The organism is Roseiterribacter gracilis (genome assembly GCA_018332375.1).
GTDB classification, from domain to species: Bacteria; Pseudomonadota; Alphaproteobacteria; order BOG-932; family Roseiterribacteraceae; genus Roseiterribacter; species Roseiterribacter gracilis.
Genome location: BOPV01000001.1, coordinates 865589 through 884428 on the forward strand (window position 1 = coordinate 865589; position 18840 = coordinate 884428).

Below are 18840 nucleotides of genomic sequence, written 5' to 3' on the forward strand. Positions count from 1 at the left end.
TCAGCGGCCCGGCCGCCAGCCACGGCAAAGTGCCGCGAATTCATTCTCGAGGTCGTCGGTCAGCGGCTGGCCGTTGAAGGACAGGCGGTCGCCATCGACCGTGACCGCGCCGATATAGGCCTTGGCCTCGCCGCCAGGCGGCAGGCCGAACTGGTTCGGGTTGGTGGTCGCCGTACTCGTACCGCCCAACGCCTGCAGCTTCTTGGCGACGTCGACCGCGATCACGATCTGGAAGTTGCGCGGCACCTGCAGCGGCGGCGAGATATCCGCGGGCGCGACCGGCTTGCCGTTCACGACGTCGCGGCCGGGTTTGTATTCCACGTCGGCGGCCGGAACATGCCGGGTCGCAAGCCGACAGGCGCTTTGATCGACCGTCACGGTTTGCGCCACCGCGGGCGACGCGGTCAGCAGCAAGGCGACGAGCAGCTTACGCACGGGCGACGTCGTCGATGATGAGTTGCACGCGCTCCTCCCCGTTCCAGCGATCGATCTGCAAACGTCCGGCGACATGCACCGGCGTATCGCGCGCTGCGAGCAAGGTCCGGCCAAGGTCGGTCTCGGCCGAGCGGAACGCGATTGCTTTCAGCCTGCCGCCGGCGATGTCGCCAAGCAAGCACCGAACATGCGCCGTGCCGACCAGTTCGGGGCGGATCACCTGCGCGTTCATGAAGGCAAAGCGCGGCTCGGCATGGCCGGCTCCGTACGGGCCGACACGGTCGAGCAGCTTGACCAGATCCAACGTCGCGCCGCGCGCTGACAAGGTCGCGTCGATCGCTACCGTCGGCACGCGCGCCGCATCGTCCATCACCAGGCGCGTTGTCAGAAACGCGCGCAGCTCGTCGAGCTTGCCCGCTTCGACCGTGAGACCGGCCGCCATGCGATGTCCGCCGCCGGCGCGCAGCAGGCCGCTTTGGCGCGCTGCGATGATCGCGCTGCCGAGGTCGACACCCGCAACCGAACGGCCCGATCCTTTACCGACGCCATTCGCCAGACCGATGACGATCGCCGGACGGCGATAGCGTTCGACCAACCGGGACGCGACGATGCCGACGACGCCGGGATGCCAGCCCTCGCCCGCCACCAGCACGATGTCCTGATGGAGCGTCGGCGCCCGTTCGACATCCGCGATTGCGGCATCGAGCACTGCTTGTTCGATGTTGCGGCGTTGCTCGTTGTGCACGTCGAGACGCGTCGCAAGTTCGGCCGCTTCCAGCGTGTCGTCGCTGGCCAGCAATCGCGCGCCCAGCCCTGCTTCGCCGACACGGCCGCCGGCATTGACGCGCGGTCCAAGCAGAAAGCCGCAATGATAGGCGTTGGGTGCTTCTTTGGCGCGCGCGACATCGGCGAGCGCGGCCAAGCCGACATTGCCGCGCCGTGCCATCACTTTCAGGCCTTGCACAACGAAGGCACGATTCAATCCGGTCAGCGGAACCACGTCGCAGACCGTGCCCAGCGCAACCAGGTCGAGCCACTGCATCAAGTTCGGCTCGGGCCGGGCCGCGTACCAGTTGGCACCACGCAGCACGCGATTGACCGCAACGATGGTAACGAAGGTGACGCCGACGGCAGCCAGATGACCGAGCGATCCGTCTTCATCCATGCGGTTTGGATTCACCACCGCATGCGCGACGGGCAATTGCGCTTCGACTTGATGGTGATCGATGACGACGACGTCGAGACCGGCTGCTTTCGCCGCGTCGAGCGGATCGTGGGCGGTGACGCCGCAATCCAGCGTGATGACCAGCTTGGCACCCTGCTCGGCCAATCTGCGCAAGGCCGGCGCGTTGGGGCCGTAGCCTTCGTCGATGCGATCGGGAATGTAGACGATCGGATCAACGCCGACCGCGCGCAGGAACCGCGTCAACAACGCAGCCGACGTACCGCCATCGACGTCGTAATCGGCGAACAGCGCGATACGTTCGTTCTGCATCACCGCGCGCGCAATACGCGCCGCAGCGACGTCCATGTCTTTCAGGCTGGACGGATCCGGCAGAAACCGGCGCAAGGTCGGATCGAGCACTGCTTCGACTGCGTCGAGACCGATGCCGCGTCCCGCCAGCACGCGCGCAACGATGTCGGGCAGGTCGTGCGACTGCGCGATCGCCAGCGCGGTACGGCCGTCGACCGGCGTCATGATCCAACGACGCGCCGTGGCAGAATTCGCCACCAGCGCATCGTCAGCTTCAGTCTGGGCAAAAGCGAGATTGGTCACCGGCCGACCCTAGCAGACCGGTCCCGAGTCGCGCGCGCTTCTGTGATTTCAGCTTTTGGCCGAAAGCTTCACCGGATCGGCCTTGCGGCGCCAATTATGGTGCGCCTCGACATAGCGAACCGTGCCCGACTTCGAGCGCATCACCACCGAGTGCGTCACAGCACCGCCGGCAAAGCGACGCACGCCGCGCAGCATCGGGCCGGTGGTCACGCCGGTGGCGGCAAACATGACGTCGCCCGACGCCATGTCCTTCAGCCCGTATTTCTTGTTGAGGTCGGTGACGCCCCACTTCTTGGCGCGCGCTTTTTCGTCCTCGTTGCGGAACAGCAGACGCCCCTGCATCTGGCCGCCGATGCAACGCAATGCAGCAGCAGCCAGCACGCCTTCCGGTGCACCGCCGGTGCCCATATAGACGTCGACGCCGGCATCGATCTGCGCCGTCGCAATCACGCCCGACACATCGCCATCCGAAATCAACATGATGCGCGCACCGGCTTTGCGCACGGCAGCGATCAGTTCCTGATGGCGCGGACGATCGAGAATGCAGACCACCAGGTCTGACACTTCGGCGCCTTTCGCTTTGGCGATCGCTTTCAGGTTTTCGGCCGGCTTGCGATCGAGATCGATCACGCCTTCCGGCAGGCCCGGACCGACCGCGATTTTTTCCATGTAGACGTCGGGCGCGTTCAAGAACCCGCCATGCTCGGCCATCGCGATGACGGCGAGCGCATTCGGACCACCCATTGCCGTGATCGTCGTGCCTTCGAGCGGATCGAGCGCGATGTCGATCTTGGGACCTTTGCCGGTGCCGACCTTTTCGCCGATATACAGCATCGGCGCTTCGTCACGTTCGCCTTCGCCGATCACGACCGTGCCTTCGATCGACAGGCTGTTCAGCGCCTGGCGCATCGAATCCACCGCCGCCTGATCGGCTGCTTTCTCGTCACCGCGGCCCATCAGCAACGAAGCCGACAAAGCTGCTGCTTCGGTCACGCGCACGACTTCGAGCGCGAGGTTGCGGTCCATCACCAGCGAAAACGTATCGGCCTGTGCTTTCGCGCTGTTGCTTTTCTTCGGGGCTGGTTTTGCGCTCGTCTTCTTCTTGCCGGCCATGGCGTCTCCTCCTCGGAGCTATTCTTGTCGTTCAGAATTGTTCGATGCGGATCAAGCGCGGCGGCTCGACCACGGACTCCAGCGCAGCGATACGCGACACAGCGCCGGTCATGCGGCTTTCTTCGGTCTCGTGCGTGGTGAGGACGACAGGAACGCCTTCCCCCGGTGCACGTCCCCGCTGCAACAGACTTTCCAGCGACACGCCCGCATCGCGGAGCGCAGCTGCAACGTCCGCAATCACACCCGGACGATCGAGCACAGTCAGCCGCAGATAATAGGCACCGACGCGCCGTGCGATCGACGCCGGTGTCAGCTTTTTCAGCTGCTCAGCCGGCACGCCGAAGGTCGGCGTCACACGGCCGCGCGCCACATCGACGAGATCGGCCACGACGGCCGACGCCGTCGGTCCGGCGCCAGCGCCACGACCGACAAACAGCACCTTGTCGACGAAGTCACCGTCGACGACGACGGCGTTGAACACGCCTTCGGCAGCAGCGATCGGCGCCGTGATCGGCACCATGCACGGATGCACGCGTTGCTCGATGCCGTGATCGGTCAGACGCGCGATGCCCAGCAGCTTGATGCGGAAGCCAAGTTCCTGCGCGTATTCAATGTCGATCGCAGCGATGTGCCGGATGCCTTCGACATGCACGTGATCGAAGCCGACTTCGGTGCCGAACGCAGCCGCGGTCAGCACCGCCAGCTTGTGCGCGGTGTCGATGCCGTCGATGTCGAAGCTGGGATCGGCTTCGGCGTAGCCCAGCGCCTGTGCCTCGGCGAGAATGTCAGCGAAGTCGCGACCGCTCTCGCGCATCGCGGTCAGGATGTAGTTGCAGGTGCCGTTCAGAATGCCGTGCAATTCGCGCACGCCATTGGCTGCGAGACCTTCACGCAGACCTTTGACGATCGGAATGCCGCCCGCGACAGCCGCTTCGTAGGCGAGCTGCACGCCGTTGCTTTCAGCAAGCCGCGCCAGATGCGCGCCATGTTTTGCAAGCAACGCCTTGTTGGCGGTGACGACCGGCTTCTTGGCAGCAAGTGCCGCTTCGACCGCGTCTTTGGCGACGCCGTCCGACCCACCGATCAGTTCGACGAACACGTCGATGTCGGGCGCCTTGGCGAGCGCAACCGGGTCGCTTTCCCAGCGTGCGTTGCCGAGATCCAGATCGCGCGCCTTGTTGCGATCGCGCGCGGTGACAGCGGTCAAGACAACGGCACGACCGGCGCGTCCTTGCAGACGTTCGCGCTCGGCAAGTGCACGCACGACACCACCGCCGACGACGCCGAGGCCGGCGAGGCCGACACGAAGCGGCGACATCAGACGATCAGGGTGGCGGTGGGCGCTTGCGCGCGCGGCGAACCATCCGGCCGCGGCGCCGGAATCGCAGTCGCCGGGCTGGCCGGTTCACGCGAGGGCTCGATCGCAACTGCGTCGGGCTGGCCCGGCAGGTTGATGCGGCCCGACGGACGGTCGGCGCCGGTATTGGTGACTTCGGGAACCGCGTCGGGCGCTTCGCCCGGCGGCGTGACCGAACGCGCCAGCGCCTGGCCGCGTTCGTCCTGCATGGACTTCAAGCGAGCTGCGATCTCGGCGCTGCTGGGCAGGTCGGTCGGGCGCGCCGGCACACCCGACAGATTCGGGAAGCGGCCGTCGTCCTGGAAATGGCGACGCGACTGGTCGAGCGCGTTGGCCTTGTCTTCGGCGGTCGGCTTGGGCGTCGCCTCGGCGAACTGGGTGCCGTGGAGGCCCTTTGCCGGCGCGGCATCCGAGCGGCGCGAATCCGAACCGCGCGCGGTCGGCTTGGCGTCCTGCTCGGCGGCACCTGGCTTGGTCGAATACGGCACCGCCTGCGCCGGCTCGGGGCCGGCCGGCGTGCTGCGTGTGCGCGGCGCTTCCGCCGCCGCCTTGGCGACGGTGGGCTGGATGTCGCCGACATAGGGCGCGCCCGAACCGGTGCTGCCGCCGCCGAACGGGATCAGGCTCCAGAACGTGCTGCCGACCGATTTGCCGACGTCAGACATGGTCGAGCAGCCGGTCAGGGCGCCGAGGGCGAAAACGGGAAGCGCAACAAGCGCGATGATGGGGCGTCGCATGGCGGGACGGAGTAGCAGGAAGCGCCCCTGGTCGGAAGGGCGCCAGGACAGGTTATATGGCTAGTCGTACAGGGAGCCTTCGCATGAACACGCCGGACAATGCTGACGATTTCGCCAAAGCCTGGCTCGATGTCGCAGAGCGAAGCCGGACGATGATCGCGAAGTTTCTTGCCCGGCAGCAGGTCGACCCGGCCAAACCGGTGCGGCTCGACCCGTTCAATTCCAACGGCGCCATGTTCGAAGCCGCCGCCCGCTTGTGGGCGGACCCGTCGAAGCTGCTCGAAGCGCAATTGTCGCTGTGGCAGGGCTACGCGCAGCTTTTCCAGTCGACCGCGGCCCGCCTGCGCGGCGAACACGCCGAACCGGTGATCCAGCCGGCGCCTGGCGACAAGCGTTTTAAAGACGCCGAATGGTCCGAGTCGGCGGTGTTCGACTACATCAAGCAATCGTACTTGCTGGCCGCGAATTGGCTGCAGCAGACGATGCCGCAGGTCGAAGGGCTCGACGAAGCAACGCGGCGCAAAGTCGAATTTCACACGCGCCAGTTCGTCGATGCGATGGCGCCGTCGAACTTCGTGATGACCAATCCCGAAGTGTTGCGCGCGACGATCGACAGCAAAGGCGAGAACCTCGTCAAAGGCCTCGAGCATCTGCTGCAGGATCTCGAACGCGGCAAAGGGGATTTGCTGGTGCGCATGACCGATCTCGACGCGTTCGAGATTGGCCGCAACATCGCGGTGACGCCGGGCAAGGTCGTCTTCGAAAACAAGCTGATGCAGCTCATCCAATACGCGCCGACGACGACGGATGTGCGGCGGCGCCCGCTGCTGATCATCCCGCCCTGGATCAACAAGTTCTACATTTTGGATTTGAAGGCGCAGAACTCGTTTGTGAAGTGGGCCGTCGATCAGGGCCACACAGTGTTCATGATCTCGTGGGTCAATCCCGACGAGACGCTCGCTGCGAAGAGTTTTGAAGATTACATCCGCGAAGGCCTGTTCGACGCGCTGACCGCCATCGAGCGCGCCACCGGCGAGCGCAAAGTCAACGCAATCGGCTATTGCCTTGGCGGCACGATGCTGGCGGCGGCGCTGGCGATCATGGCGGCGCGCGGCGACGACCGGATTGCGTCGGCCACCTACTTCGTCGCCATGGTTGATTTCCGCGATGTCGGCGAAGTCGCGGTCTTCATCGACGACGCGCAGCTGAACGCGATGGAAGAAGACATGCAGCGCCAAGGCTATCTCGATGCCGGCGCCTTGCATCGCACCTTCAATCTGCTGCGCGCCAATGATCTGATCTGGTCGTTCGTGGTGCAGAATTACCTGCTGGGCAAAGAACCCTTCCCGTTCGACCTGCTGTATTGGAATTCGGATTCAACGCGACTGCCGGCGGCGATGCACGCGTGGTATCTGCGCAACTGCTATCAGAAGAACCTGCTGTGCAAACCCGGCGCGCTGACGCTCGACGGAGTCGCGATCGACATGACGCGCATTACGACGCCCAGCATCGTGATTGCTGCGCGCGAAGATCACATCGCACCGTGGAAGACGGTCTACGCCGGCGCGCCGCTCTATGGCGGTGACACACGGTTCCTGCTCGCCGCGTCGGGACATATCGCCGGCATCGTCAATCCGCCGGCGGCAAAGAAATACGGCTATTGGACCAACGACCAACTACCAACTGATCCGGACGCTTGGCTTGCCGGTGCAGTTCACCATGACGGCTCGTGGTGGGGTGCGTGGGACGCGTGGATGCGGGGCTATGGGGACGGCACCGTGCCGGCGCGTGATCCTGCGGCGGGTGGCCTGCCGGTGATCGAGGACGCACCCGGACGTTACGTGCGAGCCCGGGCGATTTGACGGGATCCAGATAAGGAACGGGCGCCTAAGAGGCGCCCGTTTTTCATTTCATTCCGAAATATTTCTTCAAAGCCGGGACAGTTGGCCCGACCGCACGAATCGCTTCGTGCAGCTTGGGGCGTTGAACCCCGAAATGTGTGCACCACCAATTGAACTCGGCGTCATGGCTAAGCGCCACGCGGGTCTTGTCCGGCGGCTCTTTGGCGGCGGACTTAATTGGCGGCGGCGGAGCGGTTCTTGGCGGCATTGGTTTGTTTCCTCCCGAACTCACACTTTATACGCGTGAGTCGCGCGCCGCCAAACGTCTGATGCGTTAACCGATCGACTTATGTTGCCGAGACAGGCGCACATAGTGCGGCGCGGTCGACGCGAATCGCGCCCGCTCTTCGTCTGTCAGTTTGCGGACGAACTTTGCCGGCGTACCGGCCCACAATTCACCGGCCGGAATACGCTTGTTGGGCGACACCAACGCACCGGCAGCAACCACCGCACCAGTTTCGACAACGACGCCGTCCAGAAGGCAGGCCTTCATGCCGACGAAGGACCCGTCCTCGAGCCGGCACGCATGCAGCATCGCGAGATGCCCGACCGTGACGTCATCACCGATGTAGGTGCCTAATCCGCCACCGGTGCAGTGAATGACGCTGCCGTCCTGCACGTTCGAGCGCGCGCCGATGCGGATCTCGTTGACGTCGCCGCGAACGACGCACCCGTACCAGATCGAACTTTCGGCGCCGATTTCGACGTCGCCGATAACGGTCGCACCGTCGGCAATGAAAGCGCTGTCGTCGATGCGCGGCAGCACGTTCATGTAGGGCAGCACGCGCGGCCCGGTGACACCGCTGGTCATGGGAACAACGGCGCTTGTTCGAGCGCGGTCGCCTCGTTCCAACCGAACATCACGTTCATGTTCTGCACCGCCTGCCCCGCCGCGCCCTTCACCAGATTGTCGAGCACCGACAGAACGATTGCACGTCCCGGCACGCGATCGGGAAAGACGCCCAGGATCGTGTGGTTGGATCCGCGCACGTGCCGCGTTGCGGGCGACACGCCGGGAGCAGCGACATGCACGAATTTTTCATCTTCGTAGCGCTTGTCGAGAACGGCGCGCAGGTCGTCCGGCTTGTTGCCGTTCGCCAGCTTGACGTAGCAGCTCGAAAGAATGCCGCGGCTCATCGGCATCAGATGCGGCGTGAAGTTGACGATGATCGGTGCGCCTGCGGCAGCGCTCAGCCCCTGTTCGATCTCGGGTGCGTGTCGATGCGCACCGACGCCATAGGCATGAATGCCTTCGGCAACTTCACCGAACAGATTGGCCTGTTTCGCATCGCGGCCCGCACCCGACACGCCCGACTTGGCGTCGATGATGATGTCGCTGGATTCAATCGCGCCGGATTCGAGCAACGGCACCAGCGCCAATTGCGCCGAGGTCGGATAGCAGCCGGGATTGGCAACCAGGCGTGCATTGCCGACCGCGCCGCGCGCGAATTCGGTCAGGCCGTACACGGCATCGGTCTGCAGCGCAGGCGCCAGATGTTCGTGCCCGTACCATTCGGCATAGGTGGCGAGATTGTGCAGCCGGAAATCGGCCGAAAGATCGACGACGCGCACATGCTGCGGCAGCGCCGCGATCACCTGCTGCGTCGTACCGTGCGGCAAAGCACAGAAGACGAAATCAACCTGGCTGAAATCGACCTCGTCGATTTTGACCAGGGTCGGCAGCTTCAAATAGCCGAGATGCGGAAACACTTCGGCCAGCGTCTTGCCGGCCTGTCGTTCGGCGGTCAGCGCGGTCAGACGAACCTGCGGATGCAACGACAGGAGGCGAACCAGTTCGCCGCCCGTGTATCCGCTGGCACCAAGGATCGCGACCCGTAGCTGGTCCGTCATGTCCGAATCTCCTTCGGCGTCGAAAGTAGCGTGACCCCAAAACGAAAGAAGGCGTCCTCCCGCGGAGGACGCCTTCCCTCAATGCATATGAGAGAGACGGTACGCGGTTAGCGCTTCGCCCACTGCATGCCGCGTCGGGCTTTCCGGCGGCCGTACTTCTTACGCTCGACGACGCGTGCGTCGCGGGTCAGGAAGCCGACGGCCTTCAGCTGCGGACGCAGGTTCGGCTCGTACAGGGTCAGCGCACGGCTGATGCCGTGACGAACGGCACCGGCCTGGCCCGACAGACCGCCACCGACAACGGTGACGACGACGTCGAACTGGCCTTCACGATCAACCGCCTGGAACGGCTGGTTGATGATCATGCGCAGCACCGGGCGTGCGAAATAGACCGACTGGTCCTTGTCGTTGACCAGAACCTGGCCTTTGCCCGGCTTGATCCAGACGCGAGCGATCGCGTTCTTGCGCTTGCCAGTGGCGTAGGAACGGCCCTGCGCATCGCGCTTGGGCTGCACCGGAGCGGCATCGACCGGCGTGGCGACCGCGGCGCGCAGACGCTGCAGGTCCTGCAGACCGCGGGTCTCAGTAACGTCGGTCATCTCAGCCGATCCTCGTGTTCTTGCGATTCATCGACGCGATGTCGAATTTCTCGGGCGACTGGCCCGCGTGCGGATGCTCACCGCCGGCATAGACGCGGAGGTTGCCGAGTTGCTGCTTGCCCAACGGGCCCTTCGGCAGCATGCGTTCGACCGCCTTCTCGATGACGCGTTCCGGGTGCTTGCCTTCCAGGATCTCGCCCTTGGTACGGCCTTTGATGCCGCCCGGGTGACCCGTGTGCCAGTAGAAGACGTCCTGGTCGGCCTTATTGCCGGTCAGACGCACTTTCTCGGCGTTGATGACGACGACGTTGTCGCCGCAATCGACATGCGGGGTGAAGCTGGGCTTGTGCTTGCCACGGAGGCGCAAAGCCACCTGGCTGGCCAGGCGCCCCAGCACCAGGCCATCGGCGTCGACGAGAAGCCACTTCTTCTCGACGTCGGCCGGTTTGATCGACACGGTCGTCTTCATAAATTCCTCGGGTCCAACGAAGGCGCGGTTTGTAGGGACCGAGCCCCTCCAAGTCAACCGGTACTATAATACCGCATCGTTACGCGCCTGGAGTTACTTGATGTCGAACCCGCCCGACGACGAAATCCGCCGCATTCTGCAGGAAACCAAGACCATCGCCATGGTCGGCGCCAGCCCCCGTCCCGATCGCCCAAGCTACGGTGTTCTGGGCTTTCTGCTGGCCAAGGGCTTTCGCTCCTGGCCGGTCAATCCGGCCGCGGCCGGCGAGACCATCCACGGGCTGAAGGTTCTGGCTTCGCTCGATGAGATCGGCGAGCCGGTCGACATGGTCGACGTCTTCCGCCGTGCGCCCGACGTGCCACCCGTCGCCGACGCGGCAATTGCAATCCACGCCAAAACGCTGTGGCTGCAGCTTGGCATCATCAATGACGAGGCTGCAGCAAAAGCACGAGCGGCTGGACTGGTCGTGGTGCAGAACGCTTGCCCGGTGATCGAATGGAGTCGACTGGGTTTGCGATGATCACGCCCACGTCAATCACGATTGCACCACTGACCTTGCCCGATGCGCGCGTCACCTCTCTCGTCGCCATGTCGCTCGAAGAAGGGTTCGACTTTCTCGATCGTCTCGATGCTGACTGGGCGAACGGCGACAACCGGTTCGACGCGCGCGGCGAAATTCTGCTCGGCGTTTCAGACGGCGCAAACTTGATCGCCGTCGGCGGCGTCAACATCGATCCCTACAGCACAGAAGATTGCGGCCGGCTGCGGCGCGTCTATGTCGCGCCGTCCCACCGCACCAACGGCGTCGGCGCGCTGTTGGTCACGCGACTGCTCGATCATGCGCGCGAAAATTTCCGGATCGCACGCTTGCGCACGGATACCGACCGCGCCGCGCGATTCTATGAGCGATTGGGATTTCGCCGCATCGAAGACCCGAACGCGACGCACGAGCTAAGCCTAGTCTAGGGCGACGTCTCGTCGACGATCCAGTCGAGATATGGCGCGCTGCCGTGGCTGATCGGCAATGCGACGACGCAAGGCGTTTCGTACGGATGCAAGTCGCGCACGCGCGCTTCCAACGCATCAAAGCGACTGGGCGTCGTCTTCAACAGCAGGACGATTTCCTCGGCGCGTTCGACCGCACCTTTCCAACGATAGATGCTGCGCATGCCGGGCAGTAGATTGGCACACGCGGCCAATCCCTCTTCGACGATCGCGGTTCCGATATGTTCGGCAGCTGCAAGATCGGGCGCCGTGACGTAGACGAAGATCGCTGCGGTCATGTCGGGCTCGAAATAAAGAATGGCGCACGCGCGTCGCCATCGGACTCTTGGTCGGGCTGACAGGATTTGAACCTGCGACCCCTACACCCCCAGCGTAGTGCTCTACCAGTCTGAGCTACAGCCCGTCCCAGAGTCGGCGGGGAGCATAGGGCCGACTTCCGGGAAGTCGAGTCGTCCGGTCAGCGGCGGGGGTTTGCCGCTAGTCGCGCAGAAGATCGCGGATCGCGCGCAGCTCGGCCGCCAGCTCGGCGAATAAATTCCGCTCGTCTGCCGGCTCGGCAACCAGAAGATCGCTGCTGCCGGTCTTCTCGGCCGCGCCGTCGCTTTCATCGTCGGGACGGCGGCCACGCAACAGGCGCTGCACGCCTTTGATCGTGTAGCCTTCCTGATACAGCAGCGTATGGATGCGGCGGATCAGCTCGACATCTTCGGGACGGTAATAGCGCCGTCCGCCGCCGCGCTTCAGCGGGCGTAGCTGCGAGAATTTCGACTCCCAAAAACGCAGCACGTGCTGCGGTACTTCCAGCTCGGTGGAAACTTCGCTGATGGTGCGGAACGCGCTGGGAGATTTCGCACCGCGCGTACGTGCGTCGGGACGGTCGATCGCGTCGGTGGCCATGCTCCGCGCGCCCGTCCGCCGTTAGGTTTCGTTGATCCGGTGCTTCAGCACGTGGCTGGCACGGAACACCAAGACCCGACGCGGCAGGATCGGAACTTCTTCGCCGGTCTTCGGATTGCGCCCGACGCGCTGCCCTTTTTGGCGCACGGCAAAGCTGCCGAACGACGAGATCTTGACCATCTCGCCTTTGGCGAGCGCGTCAGCGATTTCGTCCAGAACGACTTCGACGAGATTTGCGGACTCGTTCCGCGAGAGGCCGACCTCTTGGTAGACTGCCTCGCTCAGATCGGCGCGCGTGATCGTGTTCCCGCTCACGGGTCCCCCGGGCTCACTTCGAATTCAGACGAACTCTAAAGACCCGACCGAAGTCGGTCAATTTTCAACGCGCTGGCACACGACGTTGCCAACCTCGTTGACGACTACCACCGAACCAGCGCGGCGCCCCAGGTGAGACCGCCGCCCATCGCTTCCAGCAGCACCAGATCGCCCCGTTTGACGCGGCCGTCTTCGACCGCCTCGGCCAAGGCCAAGGGGATCGACGCAGCCGAGGTATTGCCGTGGCGGGCCACGGTCAGCACGACCTTGTCCGGGCTCAGCGACAGTTTCTTGGCCGTCGAGTCGATGATGCGCCGGTTGGCCTGGTGCGGCACCAGCCAGTCGATATCGGCCTGGGTCAGGCCATTCGCAGTCAGGGACTCGTCGACCACTTCGGCCAGGCGCTGCACGGCGTGGCGGAAGACTTCTTTGCCGTTCATGCGGACATGCCCGACCGTCTTGGTGCTCGAAACGCCGCCATCGACATAGAGCAGGTCGCGATGCCGCCCGTCGGAATGGAGATGCGTCGACAGGATGCCGGTCTTGTTGTCGCCCGGCACCGCCTTGAGCACCACCGCCCCGGCCCCATCGCCAAACAGCACGCAGGTGCCGCGGTCGGTCCAATCGAGAATGCGGCTAAAGGTTTCGGCGCCGATCACCAGCGCGTGTTTGGCTTGGCCACAGCGAATGAAATTGTCGGCGGTTGCCAGCGCGTAGATGAAGCCGGAGCACACAGCCTGCACGTCGAAGGCGGCGCCGTGGTCCATGCCCAGCTTGGCCTGCACGGTTGCGGCGGTGGCGGGGAACGTCTGATCCGGCGTCGTCGTCGCCAACACGATCAGATCGAGATCCGCGCCCGTGATGCCGGCCATCGCCAGCGCCTTGCGCGCGGCTTCAAGCGCGAGATCAGACGTCAGTTCGCCATCGGCAGCGATGTGACGTTGCTGAATACCGGTGCGCTGCTGAATCCACTCGTCCGTCGTATCGACGAATTTGGCGAGATCATCGTTGGTGAGGATCTTCGCAGGCAGATGCGCACCGCATCCGACAATGACTGACCGAAACGACAAAGGGCGCGACCTTAAATGGCCGCGGCGGCCGAAGGCGGCAGCGCCGCGTTCTGTTGTGCAGCAATACGAGCAAGCTCTTCGGCGAGCTTATCATTGAAACCCTGAATGACGAGATCGACAGCGACGCCAATCGCGTTGGCATAGCCGAACGCGTCCGTACCGCCGTGACTCTTCACGCAAACGCCGCCAAGGCCGAGAAACATCGCGCCGTTGTAGCGACGCGGATCGAGTCGCACGCGCAATTTCCGGAAGGCTGCCGCAGCCAACAGATAGCCGAGTCGCGCTGCGATCGACGAGCGGAACGTGCGCTTGAGGAATTCGCCGTAGAGTTTCGACATGCCTTCGGCGGTCTTCAACGCGATGTTACCGCTGAAGCCGTCCGACACCACGACTTCCGTCGTGCCGTTGGGAATGTCATTGCCTTCGATGAAGCCGTGATAGATGCCGGGCAACTGCATCTCGCGCAGTTTGGCCGACGCCTGTTTCAGTTCGTCATGGCCCTTCATTTCTTCCGAGCCGACATTGAGCAAGCCGATCGTCGGTTCCAGAACGCCGAAAACGTTCTGCGCGAAGATCGAACCCATGATTGCGAACTGTACAAGATTGTCGGCGTCGCATTCGAGATTGGCGCCGAGATCGAGCATCACGCTTTCGCCGCGCAATGTCGGAAAGAAACTGGCGATCGCCGGACGATCGATTCCAGGCAAGGTACGCAAGGCGAACTTCGCCATCGCCATCAACGCGCCGGTATTGCCGGCCGACACCATCGCGTGCGCTTTGCCGTCGGCAACCGCATCCAGCGCCAGGCGCATCGACGACTGACGGCCGCTGCGCAACGCGACGGCCGGCTTGTCGTCGGCGCCGATTGCGATTTCGGTGTGGAGAATGTCGCTGACCTTCGCCAGCGCCTTGCGCTTGGCAAGCAGCGGCTTGATCCGCTTCTCGTCGCCGACGAAGAGGTATTTGACCTTCGGGTGCCGCGTGCGCGCGATAGCAGCGCCTTTCACGACAACCTGCGGAGCATGATCGCCGCCCATCGCGTCCAGCGCGATGGTCAGCTCAGCGTTCTGACGAACGCTGTCCTTCGCGCGGAAGCGCGGCCGGATCACGCCGACGTCGCGACTTCGACGACTTCGCGCTGGTTGTAATGCCCGCAAGCGGGGCAGACGTGATGCGGACGAGAAAGCTCGCCGCAGTTTTTGCACTCGGCATGGGCCGAAGCGCCCAACGCGTGATGCGAGCGGCGCATGTTGCGACGCGACTTCGAAGTCTTCTTTTTCGGGACAGCCATGGGACGAACTCGGGATCCGGAAGATCGAAAGGCGGCCGACCGGCCGCCTCTTGCGAGGGGGCTATGTACTCGAAACTGCAGGCCGGAAGCAAGGACAGCCGCGAGAAAAGGCCCAACGTGACTTAAGGCTTGCACTTCCAGCCCTTCAGGGCCGCAAACGGGCCCTCCGGCACGTCCTCGATCAGGGCCCGATCCAAGGTCGCATCGGGTTTGCGCGGATGGGGATCCAGTCCCAATGACAGGTGCTGGGCCGCCAATTCCCCCAGGTCGATGACCCCATCAACGATCGGCTCGGGCAGATCGTCCGCCTCCGGATCGACCCACGCTTCCGGCACATCGGCCGGTGCCACGCCTTCGCCGAACAGGCCTTCGACCTCATCGCGGACCGTGGCCGGGAATGGCTCCAGGCTGACGACGCAGGTCTGGACCAGGTCGGCTTCGACCGTGCCTCGCACCCGGATCAGGTCGCCGTCGACCCGCTGGACCTCAAGCTTCGCAGCCAGCCGGTCAATCGCGACCAGGCCAAACCGCGCCGCCAGCGCCGCGCGCTCTTCCGCCGAGGCGTCGAGCTCGATCGTCCGTCCCTCGCCCGTCACCGATCGGACCGGCAGCGGGCGCGACCATTCGACCGCAGGATCAGGCGCGATCATGCTGCCCGCCGATCGATGTCGAGTTCGGGACTGGCGGCGATGTCGCGTGCATATGCAGCCAGTGCTGCGACCGCGGCCGGCGCTGGCGCTTCGCCGTCATAGACGTTGCGCACCAAGGTGCTTTGCAGCTCGGCGTCATCCGCGTTTTTCAGCGCCGCATCATAGGCCGCGGCGCGACCGTAGAAATTCGACGCCAGCAACTTCATTTTCTTGGCGACGCTGAGATCGCCAATGCCCAACTCGCGGATCGCGGCGTCGAGGTCGATCCACATCGCGCTCAACACCGCATCAGCGAGCGCGCGATCGACACCGTGCAGACGGCGCAGCAGCAGCGTCACATGCAGGGAAATCATCTCGAACCGGCCTTCGACCGTGTCCGGCACGCCCAGCTCGGCATAGAAGCGCGGCGCGCGCGCCAGCACGACCATTCGTCGGTACAGATCAGCGCCCTGCCGGCGCCGTGGATTGCGGGTCTTCAACCACTCGAACACGGGGATCGTCCTTGTTGGGCGGGCGAAGTTGACAGCGCTCGAAGGCCGGTGCAACGGTCCGCGCGACCGGCCCTTTGGGCCCATTTGAATCGATCGAAAGCTCCATGGCCCGTCCGTCACGTTCCTTCCCGGCCCTCGCGCTGCTGGCACTTCCGCTCCTCGCCGCCGGCTGCACGCCCTATGTCGCCAACCGCGGCAACCTCGTCGAAGCCGATCGCCTGGCGCTGGTGCAGAACGGCTCGTCGAAAGACGAAGTGTTCCAAACGCTCGGATCGCCGACGATGGTTTCGACCTTCGACGACAACACTTGGTACTATATGGGCCAGCGCACCGAGCAGACGGCCTTCTTCGATCCCGACATTCTTGAGCGTCAGGTTCTGATCGTCCGCTTCGACGACAAGGACAAAGTCGCGAGCCTCGAGAAGCGCACCGGCGAACAGACGATCGCGTCGGTCGAAACCGTCGATCGCACGACGCCGACCAGCGGCAAGGAAATCGGTTTCATCGAACAGCTGATCGGCAACGTTGGCCGTTTCGGCAACGACAAGAAGAAGCCGGGTTCGAGCAGCGGCGGTCGCGGCCGCGGCTACTAATTCGTCACTGCACATCGCAGCGAAACAAAAAGCCCCGACCTTGCGGTCGGGGCTTTTCGTTTGTGGTGACGCTCTCGCTTAGACGAGCTTTGCCACGATCGCGAGCAACAGCAGCGCAACGATGTTGATGATCTTGATCATCGGGTTCACCGCCGGACCGGCCGTGTCCTTGTAGGGATCACCAACCGTATCGCCCGTCACCGCAGCCTTGTGCGCTTCCGAGCCTTTGCCGCCGTAATTGCCTTCTTCGATGTACTTCTTGGCGTTGTCCCAAGCACCGCCGCCCGACGTCATCGAGATGGCGACGAACAAGCCGGTGACGATCGTGCCCAGCAGCATCGCGCCCAGCGACACGAAGGCCGAGTTACGACCAGCAACCGCCCAGATCACACCGAACAGCACCACCGGCGCGAGCACCGGCAGCAACGACGGAACGATCATCTCGCGGATCGCCGACTTCGTCAGAAGGTCGACTGCGCGGCCGTAATCCGGCTTCGCGGTTCCTTCCATGATGCCTTTGATCTCGCGGAACTGGCGACGCACTTCGATCACGACCGAACCGGCCGCACGACCGACTGCCGTCATGCCCATTGCGCCGAACAGGTACGGCAGCAGGCCGCCGATCAGCAGACCGACAACGACGTACGGATCCTGCAGATCGAACGCCACTTTCGCGTTCGGGAAGTAGGTCTTGAGGTCGTTGATGTAGGCCGCGAACAGAACCAGCGCTGCGAGACCGGCCGAACCGATCGCGTAGCCCTTGGTCACTGCCTTGGTCGTGTTGCCAACCGCGTCGAGCGCGTCGGTCGTGACGCGCACTTCTTTCGGAAGGTCCGCCATTTCGGCAATGCCACCGGCATTGTCGGTAACCGGACCGTACGCATCGAGCGCAACCACGATGCCGGCGAGCGCCAGCATGGTCGTGGCCGCAATCGCGATACCGAACAGGCCCGCCGTCGTGAACGCGACGAGGATGCCGATGCAGATCACGATCACCGGAAGCGCCGTCGATTCCATCGACACAGCCAGGCCTTGGATCACGTTGGTGCCGTGACCGGTTTCCGACGCCTTGGCGACCGAACGAACCGGACGGTACGAGGTCGACGTGTAGTACTCAGTGATCCAAACCAGCAGGCCGGTGACGGCCAAGCCGACACCCGCGCAAACCAGAATGCTACCGACCCGCAAGTCGAGACCGGTGGTGGTTTTAACCACCGTATCAGCGCCGATCAGCGAATAGACGCTGATCACGATCAGCACCGCCGAGACCACTGCCGACGCGATCAAACCTTTGTAGAGCGCGCCCATGATGTTCTTCGACGGGCCGAGGCGGACGAAGAACGTGCCGATGATCGAACCGATGATGCAGACCGCGCCGATGACGAGCGGCAGCAACATCATCGTTTCGCGTGCAGCGCCGGTGAAGAAGATGTGGCCGAGCAGCATCGTCGCGACGATCGTGACCGCATAGGTCTCGAACAAGTCAGCGGCCATGCCGGCGCAGTCACCCACGTTGTCGCCGACGTTGTCGGCGATCACGGCCGGATTGCGCGGATCATCTTCCGGGATACCGGCTTCGACTTTGCCGACGAGGTCGGCACCGACGTCCGCACCCTTGGTGAAGATGCCACCGCCGAGACGCGCGAAGATCGAGATCAGCGAAGCGCCGAACGACAGGCCGACCAACGCTTCGAGCAGTGCGCGTTCTTCGACATGCATCGCACGCAGCGCGAAGTAGTAGCCAGCGACGCCGAGAAGGCCGAGACCGACCACCAGCATGCCGGTGACCGCGCCCGAGTTGAACGCGATCGCCAGCGCCTTATCCATGCCGGTACGCGCCGCTTCGGCGGTGCGGACGTTGGCGCGGACCGAGATGTTCATGCCGATATAACCGGCGATGCCCGACAGGACGGCGCCGATCACGAAGCCGACGGCAACTTTGACGCCGAGGAGAACCAGCAGCACGACCGCGACGACAATGCCGACGACGGCAATCGTGCGGTACTGACGATTGAGATAGGCCTTGGCGCCGACCTGAATCGCCAGCGCGATCTCCTGCATGCGCTGGGTGCCGGCACTGTTCTTCAGCACCGCACTCCCGACTAGCCAGCCATACAGCACGGCCAACAGGCCGCAGCCGAGTACGACGGCGACATACACGGAATAATCCATCTGATCCGAAGCCCTTTCCGGTGCTTATGATTGTGGGTTCATGAGCGCGGCCCCCTGAAGCCACGCCCTGGAAAAGCCGGCGATACTTGCCGACTGCAGCGTGGAAGCGCAAGCGGC

Annotated in this window: 23 protein-coding genes and 1 tRNA gene; 4 read left to right on the plus strand and 20 right to left on the minus strand. The window is 64.0% G+C overall.

What is annotated here, in order from left to right:
* The 5 genes from TMPK1_RS04260 to TMPK1_RS04280 all read right to left on the minus strand — a co-directional run bounded on the left by TMPK1_RS04260 (position 1) and on the right by TMPK1_RS04280 (position 5347).
* Complete coding sequence (locus TMPK1_RS04260; RefSeq protein ID WP_420241648.1) at positions 1 to 435, minus strand: hypothetical protein; 435 nt, start codon at positions 433 to 435, stop codon at positions 1 to 3.
* Positions 428 to 2212, minus strand: a complete 1785-nt coding sequence (recJ, locus tag TMPK1_RS04265) for a single-stranded-DNA-specific exonuclease RecJ (protein WP_420241649.1) — start codon at positions 2210 to 2212, stop codon at positions 428 to 430. The genes TMPK1_RS04260 and recJ overlap by 8 nt, the downstream gene beginning before the upstream one ends.
* A gap of 48 nt (positions 2213 to 2260) precedes the next feature.
* Complete coding sequence (gene glpX / locus TMPK1_RS04270) at positions 2261 to 3238, minus strand: class II fructose-bisphosphatase (RefSeq protein ID WP_420245616.1); 978 nt, start codon at positions 3236 to 3238, stop codon at positions 2261 to 2263.
* A 118-nt stretch (positions 3239 to 3356) separates the two neighbouring features.
* The gene (locus TMPK1_RS04275; protein WP_420245617.1) at positions 3357 to 4646 is read right to left on the minus strand and encodes a homoserine dehydrogenase; all 1290 of its coding nucleotides are present in this window, start codon (positions 4644 to 4646) and stop codon (positions 3357 to 3359) included.
* Complete coding sequence (locus TMPK1_RS04280; protein ID WP_420241650.1) at positions 4643 to 5347, minus strand: hypothetical protein; 705 nt, start codon at positions 5345 to 5347, stop codon at positions 4643 to 4645. Before TMPK1_RS04280 ends, TMPK1_RS04275 begins: the two co-directional genes overlap by 4 nt.
* Before the next feature lie 155 nt (positions 5348 to 5502).
* On the opposite strand from TMPK1_RS04280, the gene phaC reads away from it, so the two are divergent.
* Positions 5503 to 7281, plus strand: a complete 1779-nt coding sequence (gene phaC / locus TMPK1_RS04285) for a class I poly(R)-hydroxyalkanoic acid synthase (RefSeq protein ID WP_420241651.1) — start codon at positions 5503 to 5505, stop codon at positions 7279 to 7281.
* A 43-nt stretch (positions 7282 to 7324) separates the two neighbouring features.
* On the opposite strand, the gene TMPK1_RS04290 is transcribed toward phaC, so the two are convergent.
* The 5 genes from TMPK1_RS04290 to rplM all read right to left on the minus strand — a co-directional run bounded on the left by TMPK1_RS04290 (position 7325) and on the right by rplM (position 10239).
* Positions 7325 to 7528 (minus strand): DUF3606 domain-containing protein, encoded by a 204-nt coding sequence (locus TMPK1_RS04290; protein ID WP_420241652.1) that lies wholly within the window; start codon positions 7526 to 7528, stop codon positions 7325 to 7327.
* Between the two features lie 66 nt (positions 7529 to 7594).
* Positions 7595 to 8131, minus strand: coding sequence for a gamma carbonic anhydrase family protein (locus TMPK1_RS04295; protein ID WP_420241653.1), 537 nt, complete (start codon positions 8129 to 8131; stop codon positions 7595 to 7597).
* Entirely contained in the window at positions 8128 to 9171 is a 1044-nt protein-coding gene (gene argC / locus TMPK1_RS04300) for an N-acetyl-gamma-glutamyl-phosphate reductase (RefSeq protein WP_420241654.1), read from the minus strand. Before argC ends, TMPK1_RS04295 begins: the two co-directional genes overlap by 4 nt.
* A 107-nt stretch (positions 9172 to 9278) precedes the next feature.
* Positions 9279 to 9770 carry a 30S ribosomal protein S9 gene (rpsI, locus tag TMPK1_RS04305; protein WP_420241656.1) on the minus strand — a complete coding sequence of 164 codons (492 nt, stop codon included), beginning with the start codon at positions 9768 to 9770 and terminating at the stop codon, positions 9279 to 9281.
* A gap of 1 nt (position 9771) precedes the next feature.
* A complete protein-coding gene (gene rplM / locus TMPK1_RS04310) occupies positions 9772 to 10239 on the minus strand; it encodes a 50S ribosomal protein L13 (RefSeq protein WP_420241657.1) in 468 nt (155 codons plus the stop codon).
* A gap of 100 nt (positions 10240 to 10339) precedes the next feature.
* Here rplM and TMPK1_RS04315 point away from each other — a divergent pair, with 100 nt between their 5' ends.
* Positions 10340 to 10759 carry a CoA-binding protein gene (locus tag TMPK1_RS04315; protein WP_420241658.1) on the plus strand — a complete coding sequence of 140 codons (420 nt, stop codon included), beginning with the start codon at positions 10340 to 10342 and terminating at the stop codon, positions 10757 to 10759.
* Complete coding sequence (locus tag TMPK1_RS04320; protein ID WP_420241660.1) at positions 10756 to 11205, plus strand: GNAT family N-acetyltransferase; 450 nt, start codon at positions 10756 to 10758, stop codon at positions 11203 to 11205. The genes TMPK1_RS04315 and TMPK1_RS04320 overlap by 4 nt, the downstream gene beginning before the upstream one ends.
* Here the strand turns inward: TMPK1_RS04320 and cutA are convergent.
* From cutA to TMPK1_RS04365, 9 genes are all read right to left on the minus strand, one after another.
* Positions 11202 to 11522: a divalent-cation tolerance protein CutA gene (cutA, locus tag TMPK1_RS04325; RefSeq protein WP_420241662.1), complete on the minus strand. Its 321-nt coding sequence runs from the start codon at positions 11520 to 11522 to the stop codon at positions 11202 to 11204. The genes TMPK1_RS04320 and cutA overlap by 4 nt on opposite strands.
* A gap of 48 nt (positions 11523 to 11570) precedes the next feature.
* Positions 11571 to 11647, minus strand: a tRNA-Pro gene (locus TMPK1_RS04330).
* 74 nt (positions 11648 to 11721) lie between these two features.
* Entirely contained in the window at positions 11722 to 12141 is a 420-nt protein-coding gene (locus TMPK1_RS04335; protein WP_420241663.1) for a MerR family transcriptional regulator, read from the minus strand.
* A 21-nt stretch (positions 12142 to 12162) separates the two neighbouring features.
* Positions 12163 to 12456 (minus strand): integration host factor subunit alpha, encoded by a 294-nt coding sequence (locus tag TMPK1_RS04340; protein WP_420241664.1) that lies wholly within the window; start codon positions 12454 to 12456, stop codon positions 12163 to 12165.
* A gap of 104 nt (positions 12457 to 12560) precedes the next feature.
* Positions 12561 to 13526 carry a beta-ketoacyl-ACP synthase III gene (locus TMPK1_RS04345; protein WP_420241665.1) on the minus strand — a complete coding sequence of 322 codons (966 nt, stop codon included), beginning with the start codon at positions 13524 to 13526 and terminating at the stop codon, positions 12561 to 12563.
* Positions 13527 to 13537: 11 nt separating this feature from the next.
* Complete coding sequence (gene plsX / locus TMPK1_RS04350; protein WP_420241666.1) at positions 13538 to 14635, minus strand: phosphate acyltransferase PlsX; 1098 nt, start codon at positions 14633 to 14635, stop codon at positions 13538 to 13540.
* Entirely contained in the window at positions 14632 to 14817 is a 186-nt protein-coding gene (gene rpmF / locus TMPK1_RS04355) for a 50S ribosomal protein L32 (RefSeq protein WP_420241667.1), read from the minus strand. The genes plsX and rpmF overlap by 4 nt, the downstream gene beginning before the upstream one ends.
* A gap of 122 nt (positions 14818 to 14939) precedes the next feature.
* Positions 14940 to 15467 carry a YceD family protein gene (locus TMPK1_RS04360; RefSeq protein WP_420241668.1) on the minus strand — a complete coding sequence of 176 codons (528 nt, stop codon included), beginning with the start codon at positions 15465 to 15467 and terminating at the stop codon, positions 14940 to 14942.
* Positions 15464 to 15958 carry a ubiquinol-cytochrome C chaperone family protein gene (locus tag TMPK1_RS04365; protein WP_420241669.1) on the minus strand — a complete coding sequence of 165 codons (495 nt, stop codon included), beginning with the start codon at positions 15956 to 15958 and terminating at the stop codon, positions 15464 to 15466. The genes TMPK1_RS04360 and TMPK1_RS04365 overlap by 4 nt, the downstream gene beginning before the upstream one ends.
* A 104-nt stretch (positions 15959 to 16062) precedes the next feature.
* On the opposite strand from TMPK1_RS04365, the gene TMPK1_RS04370 reads away from it, so the two are divergent.
* The gene (locus tag TMPK1_RS04370) at positions 16063 to 16551 is read left to right on the plus strand and encodes an outer membrane protein assembly factor BamE (RefSeq protein ID WP_420241670.1); all 489 of its coding nucleotides are present in this window, start codon (positions 16063 to 16065) and stop codon (positions 16549 to 16551) included.
* A 78-nt stretch (positions 16552 to 16629) separates the two neighbouring features.
* Here TMPK1_RS04370 and TMPK1_RS04375 read toward each other — a convergent pair whose 3' ends face one another.
* On the minus strand, positions 16630 to 18723 hold the full coding sequence (locus TMPK1_RS04375) for a sodium-translocating pyrophosphatase (RefSeq protein ID WP_420241671.1): 2094 nt from the start codon (positions 18721 to 18723) through the stop codon (positions 16630 to 16632).
* Positions 18724 to 18840: the final 117 nt, after the last annotated feature.

Excerpts from the sequence above, each read along its gene's own strand:
- glpX (WP_420245616.1), bottom strand. The coding sequence starts at position 3,238 with ATGGACCGCAACCTCGCGCTCGAAGTCGTGCGCGTGACCGAAGCAGCA.
- TMPK1_RS04280 (WP_420241650.1), bottom strand. The coding sequence starts at position 5,347 with ATGTCTGACGTCGGCAAATCGGTCGGCAGCACGTTCTGGAGCCTGATC.
- phaC (WP_420241651.1), top strand. The coding sequence starts at position 5,503 with ATGAACACGCCGGACAATGCTGACGATTTCGCCAAAGCCTGGCTCGAT.
- TMPK1_RS04290 (WP_420241652.1), bottom strand. The coding sequence starts at position 7,528 with ATGCCGCCAAGAACCGCTCCGCCGCCGCCAATTAAGTCCGCCGCCAAA.
- TMPK1_RS04295 (WP_420241653.1), bottom strand. The coding sequence starts at position 8,131 with ATGACCAGCGGTGTCACCGGGCCGCGCGTGCTGCCCTACATGAACGTG.
- argC (WP_420241654.1), bottom strand. The coding sequence starts at position 9,171 with ATGACGGACCAGCTACGGGTCGCGATCCTTGGTGCCAGCGGATACACG.
- rpsI (WP_420241656.1), bottom strand. The coding sequence starts at position 9,770 with ATGACCGACGTTACTGAGACCCGCGGTCTGCAGGACCTGCAGCGTCTG.
- rplM (WP_420241657.1), bottom strand. The coding sequence starts at position 10,239 with ATGAAGACGACCGTGTCGATCAAACCGGCCGACGTCGAGAAGAAGTGG.
- TMPK1_RS04315 (WP_420241658.1), top strand. The coding sequence starts at position 10,340 with ATGTCGAACCCGCCCGACGACGAAATCCGCCGCATTCTGCAGGAAACC.
- TMPK1_RS04320 (WP_420241660.1), top strand. The coding sequence starts at position 10,756 with ATGATCACGCCCACGTCAATCACGATTGCACCACTGACCTTGCCCGAT.
- cutA (WP_420241662.1), bottom strand. The coding sequence starts at position 11,522 with ATGACCGCAGCGATCTTCGTCTACGTCACGGCGCCCGATCTTGCAGCT.
- TMPK1_RS04335 (WP_420241663.1), bottom strand. The coding sequence starts at position 12,141 with ATGGCCACCGACGCGATCGACCGTCCCGACGCACGTACGCGCGGTGCG.
- rpmF (WP_420241667.1), bottom strand. The coding sequence starts at position 14,817 with ATGGCTGTCCCGAAAAAGAAGACTTCGAAGTCGCGTCGCAACATGCGC.
- TMPK1_RS04360 (WP_420241668.1), bottom strand. The coding sequence starts at position 15,467 with ATGATCGCGCCTGATCCTGCGGTCGAATGGTCGCGCCCGCTGCCGGTC.
- TMPK1_RS04370 (WP_420241670.1), top strand. The coding sequence starts at position 16,063 with ATGGCCCGTCCGTCACGTTCCTTCCCGGCCCTCGCGCTGCTGGCACTT.
- TMPK1_RS04375 (WP_420241671.1), bottom strand. The coding sequence starts at position 18,723 with ATGGATTATTCCGTGTATGTCGCCGTCGTACTCGGCTGCGGCCTGTTG.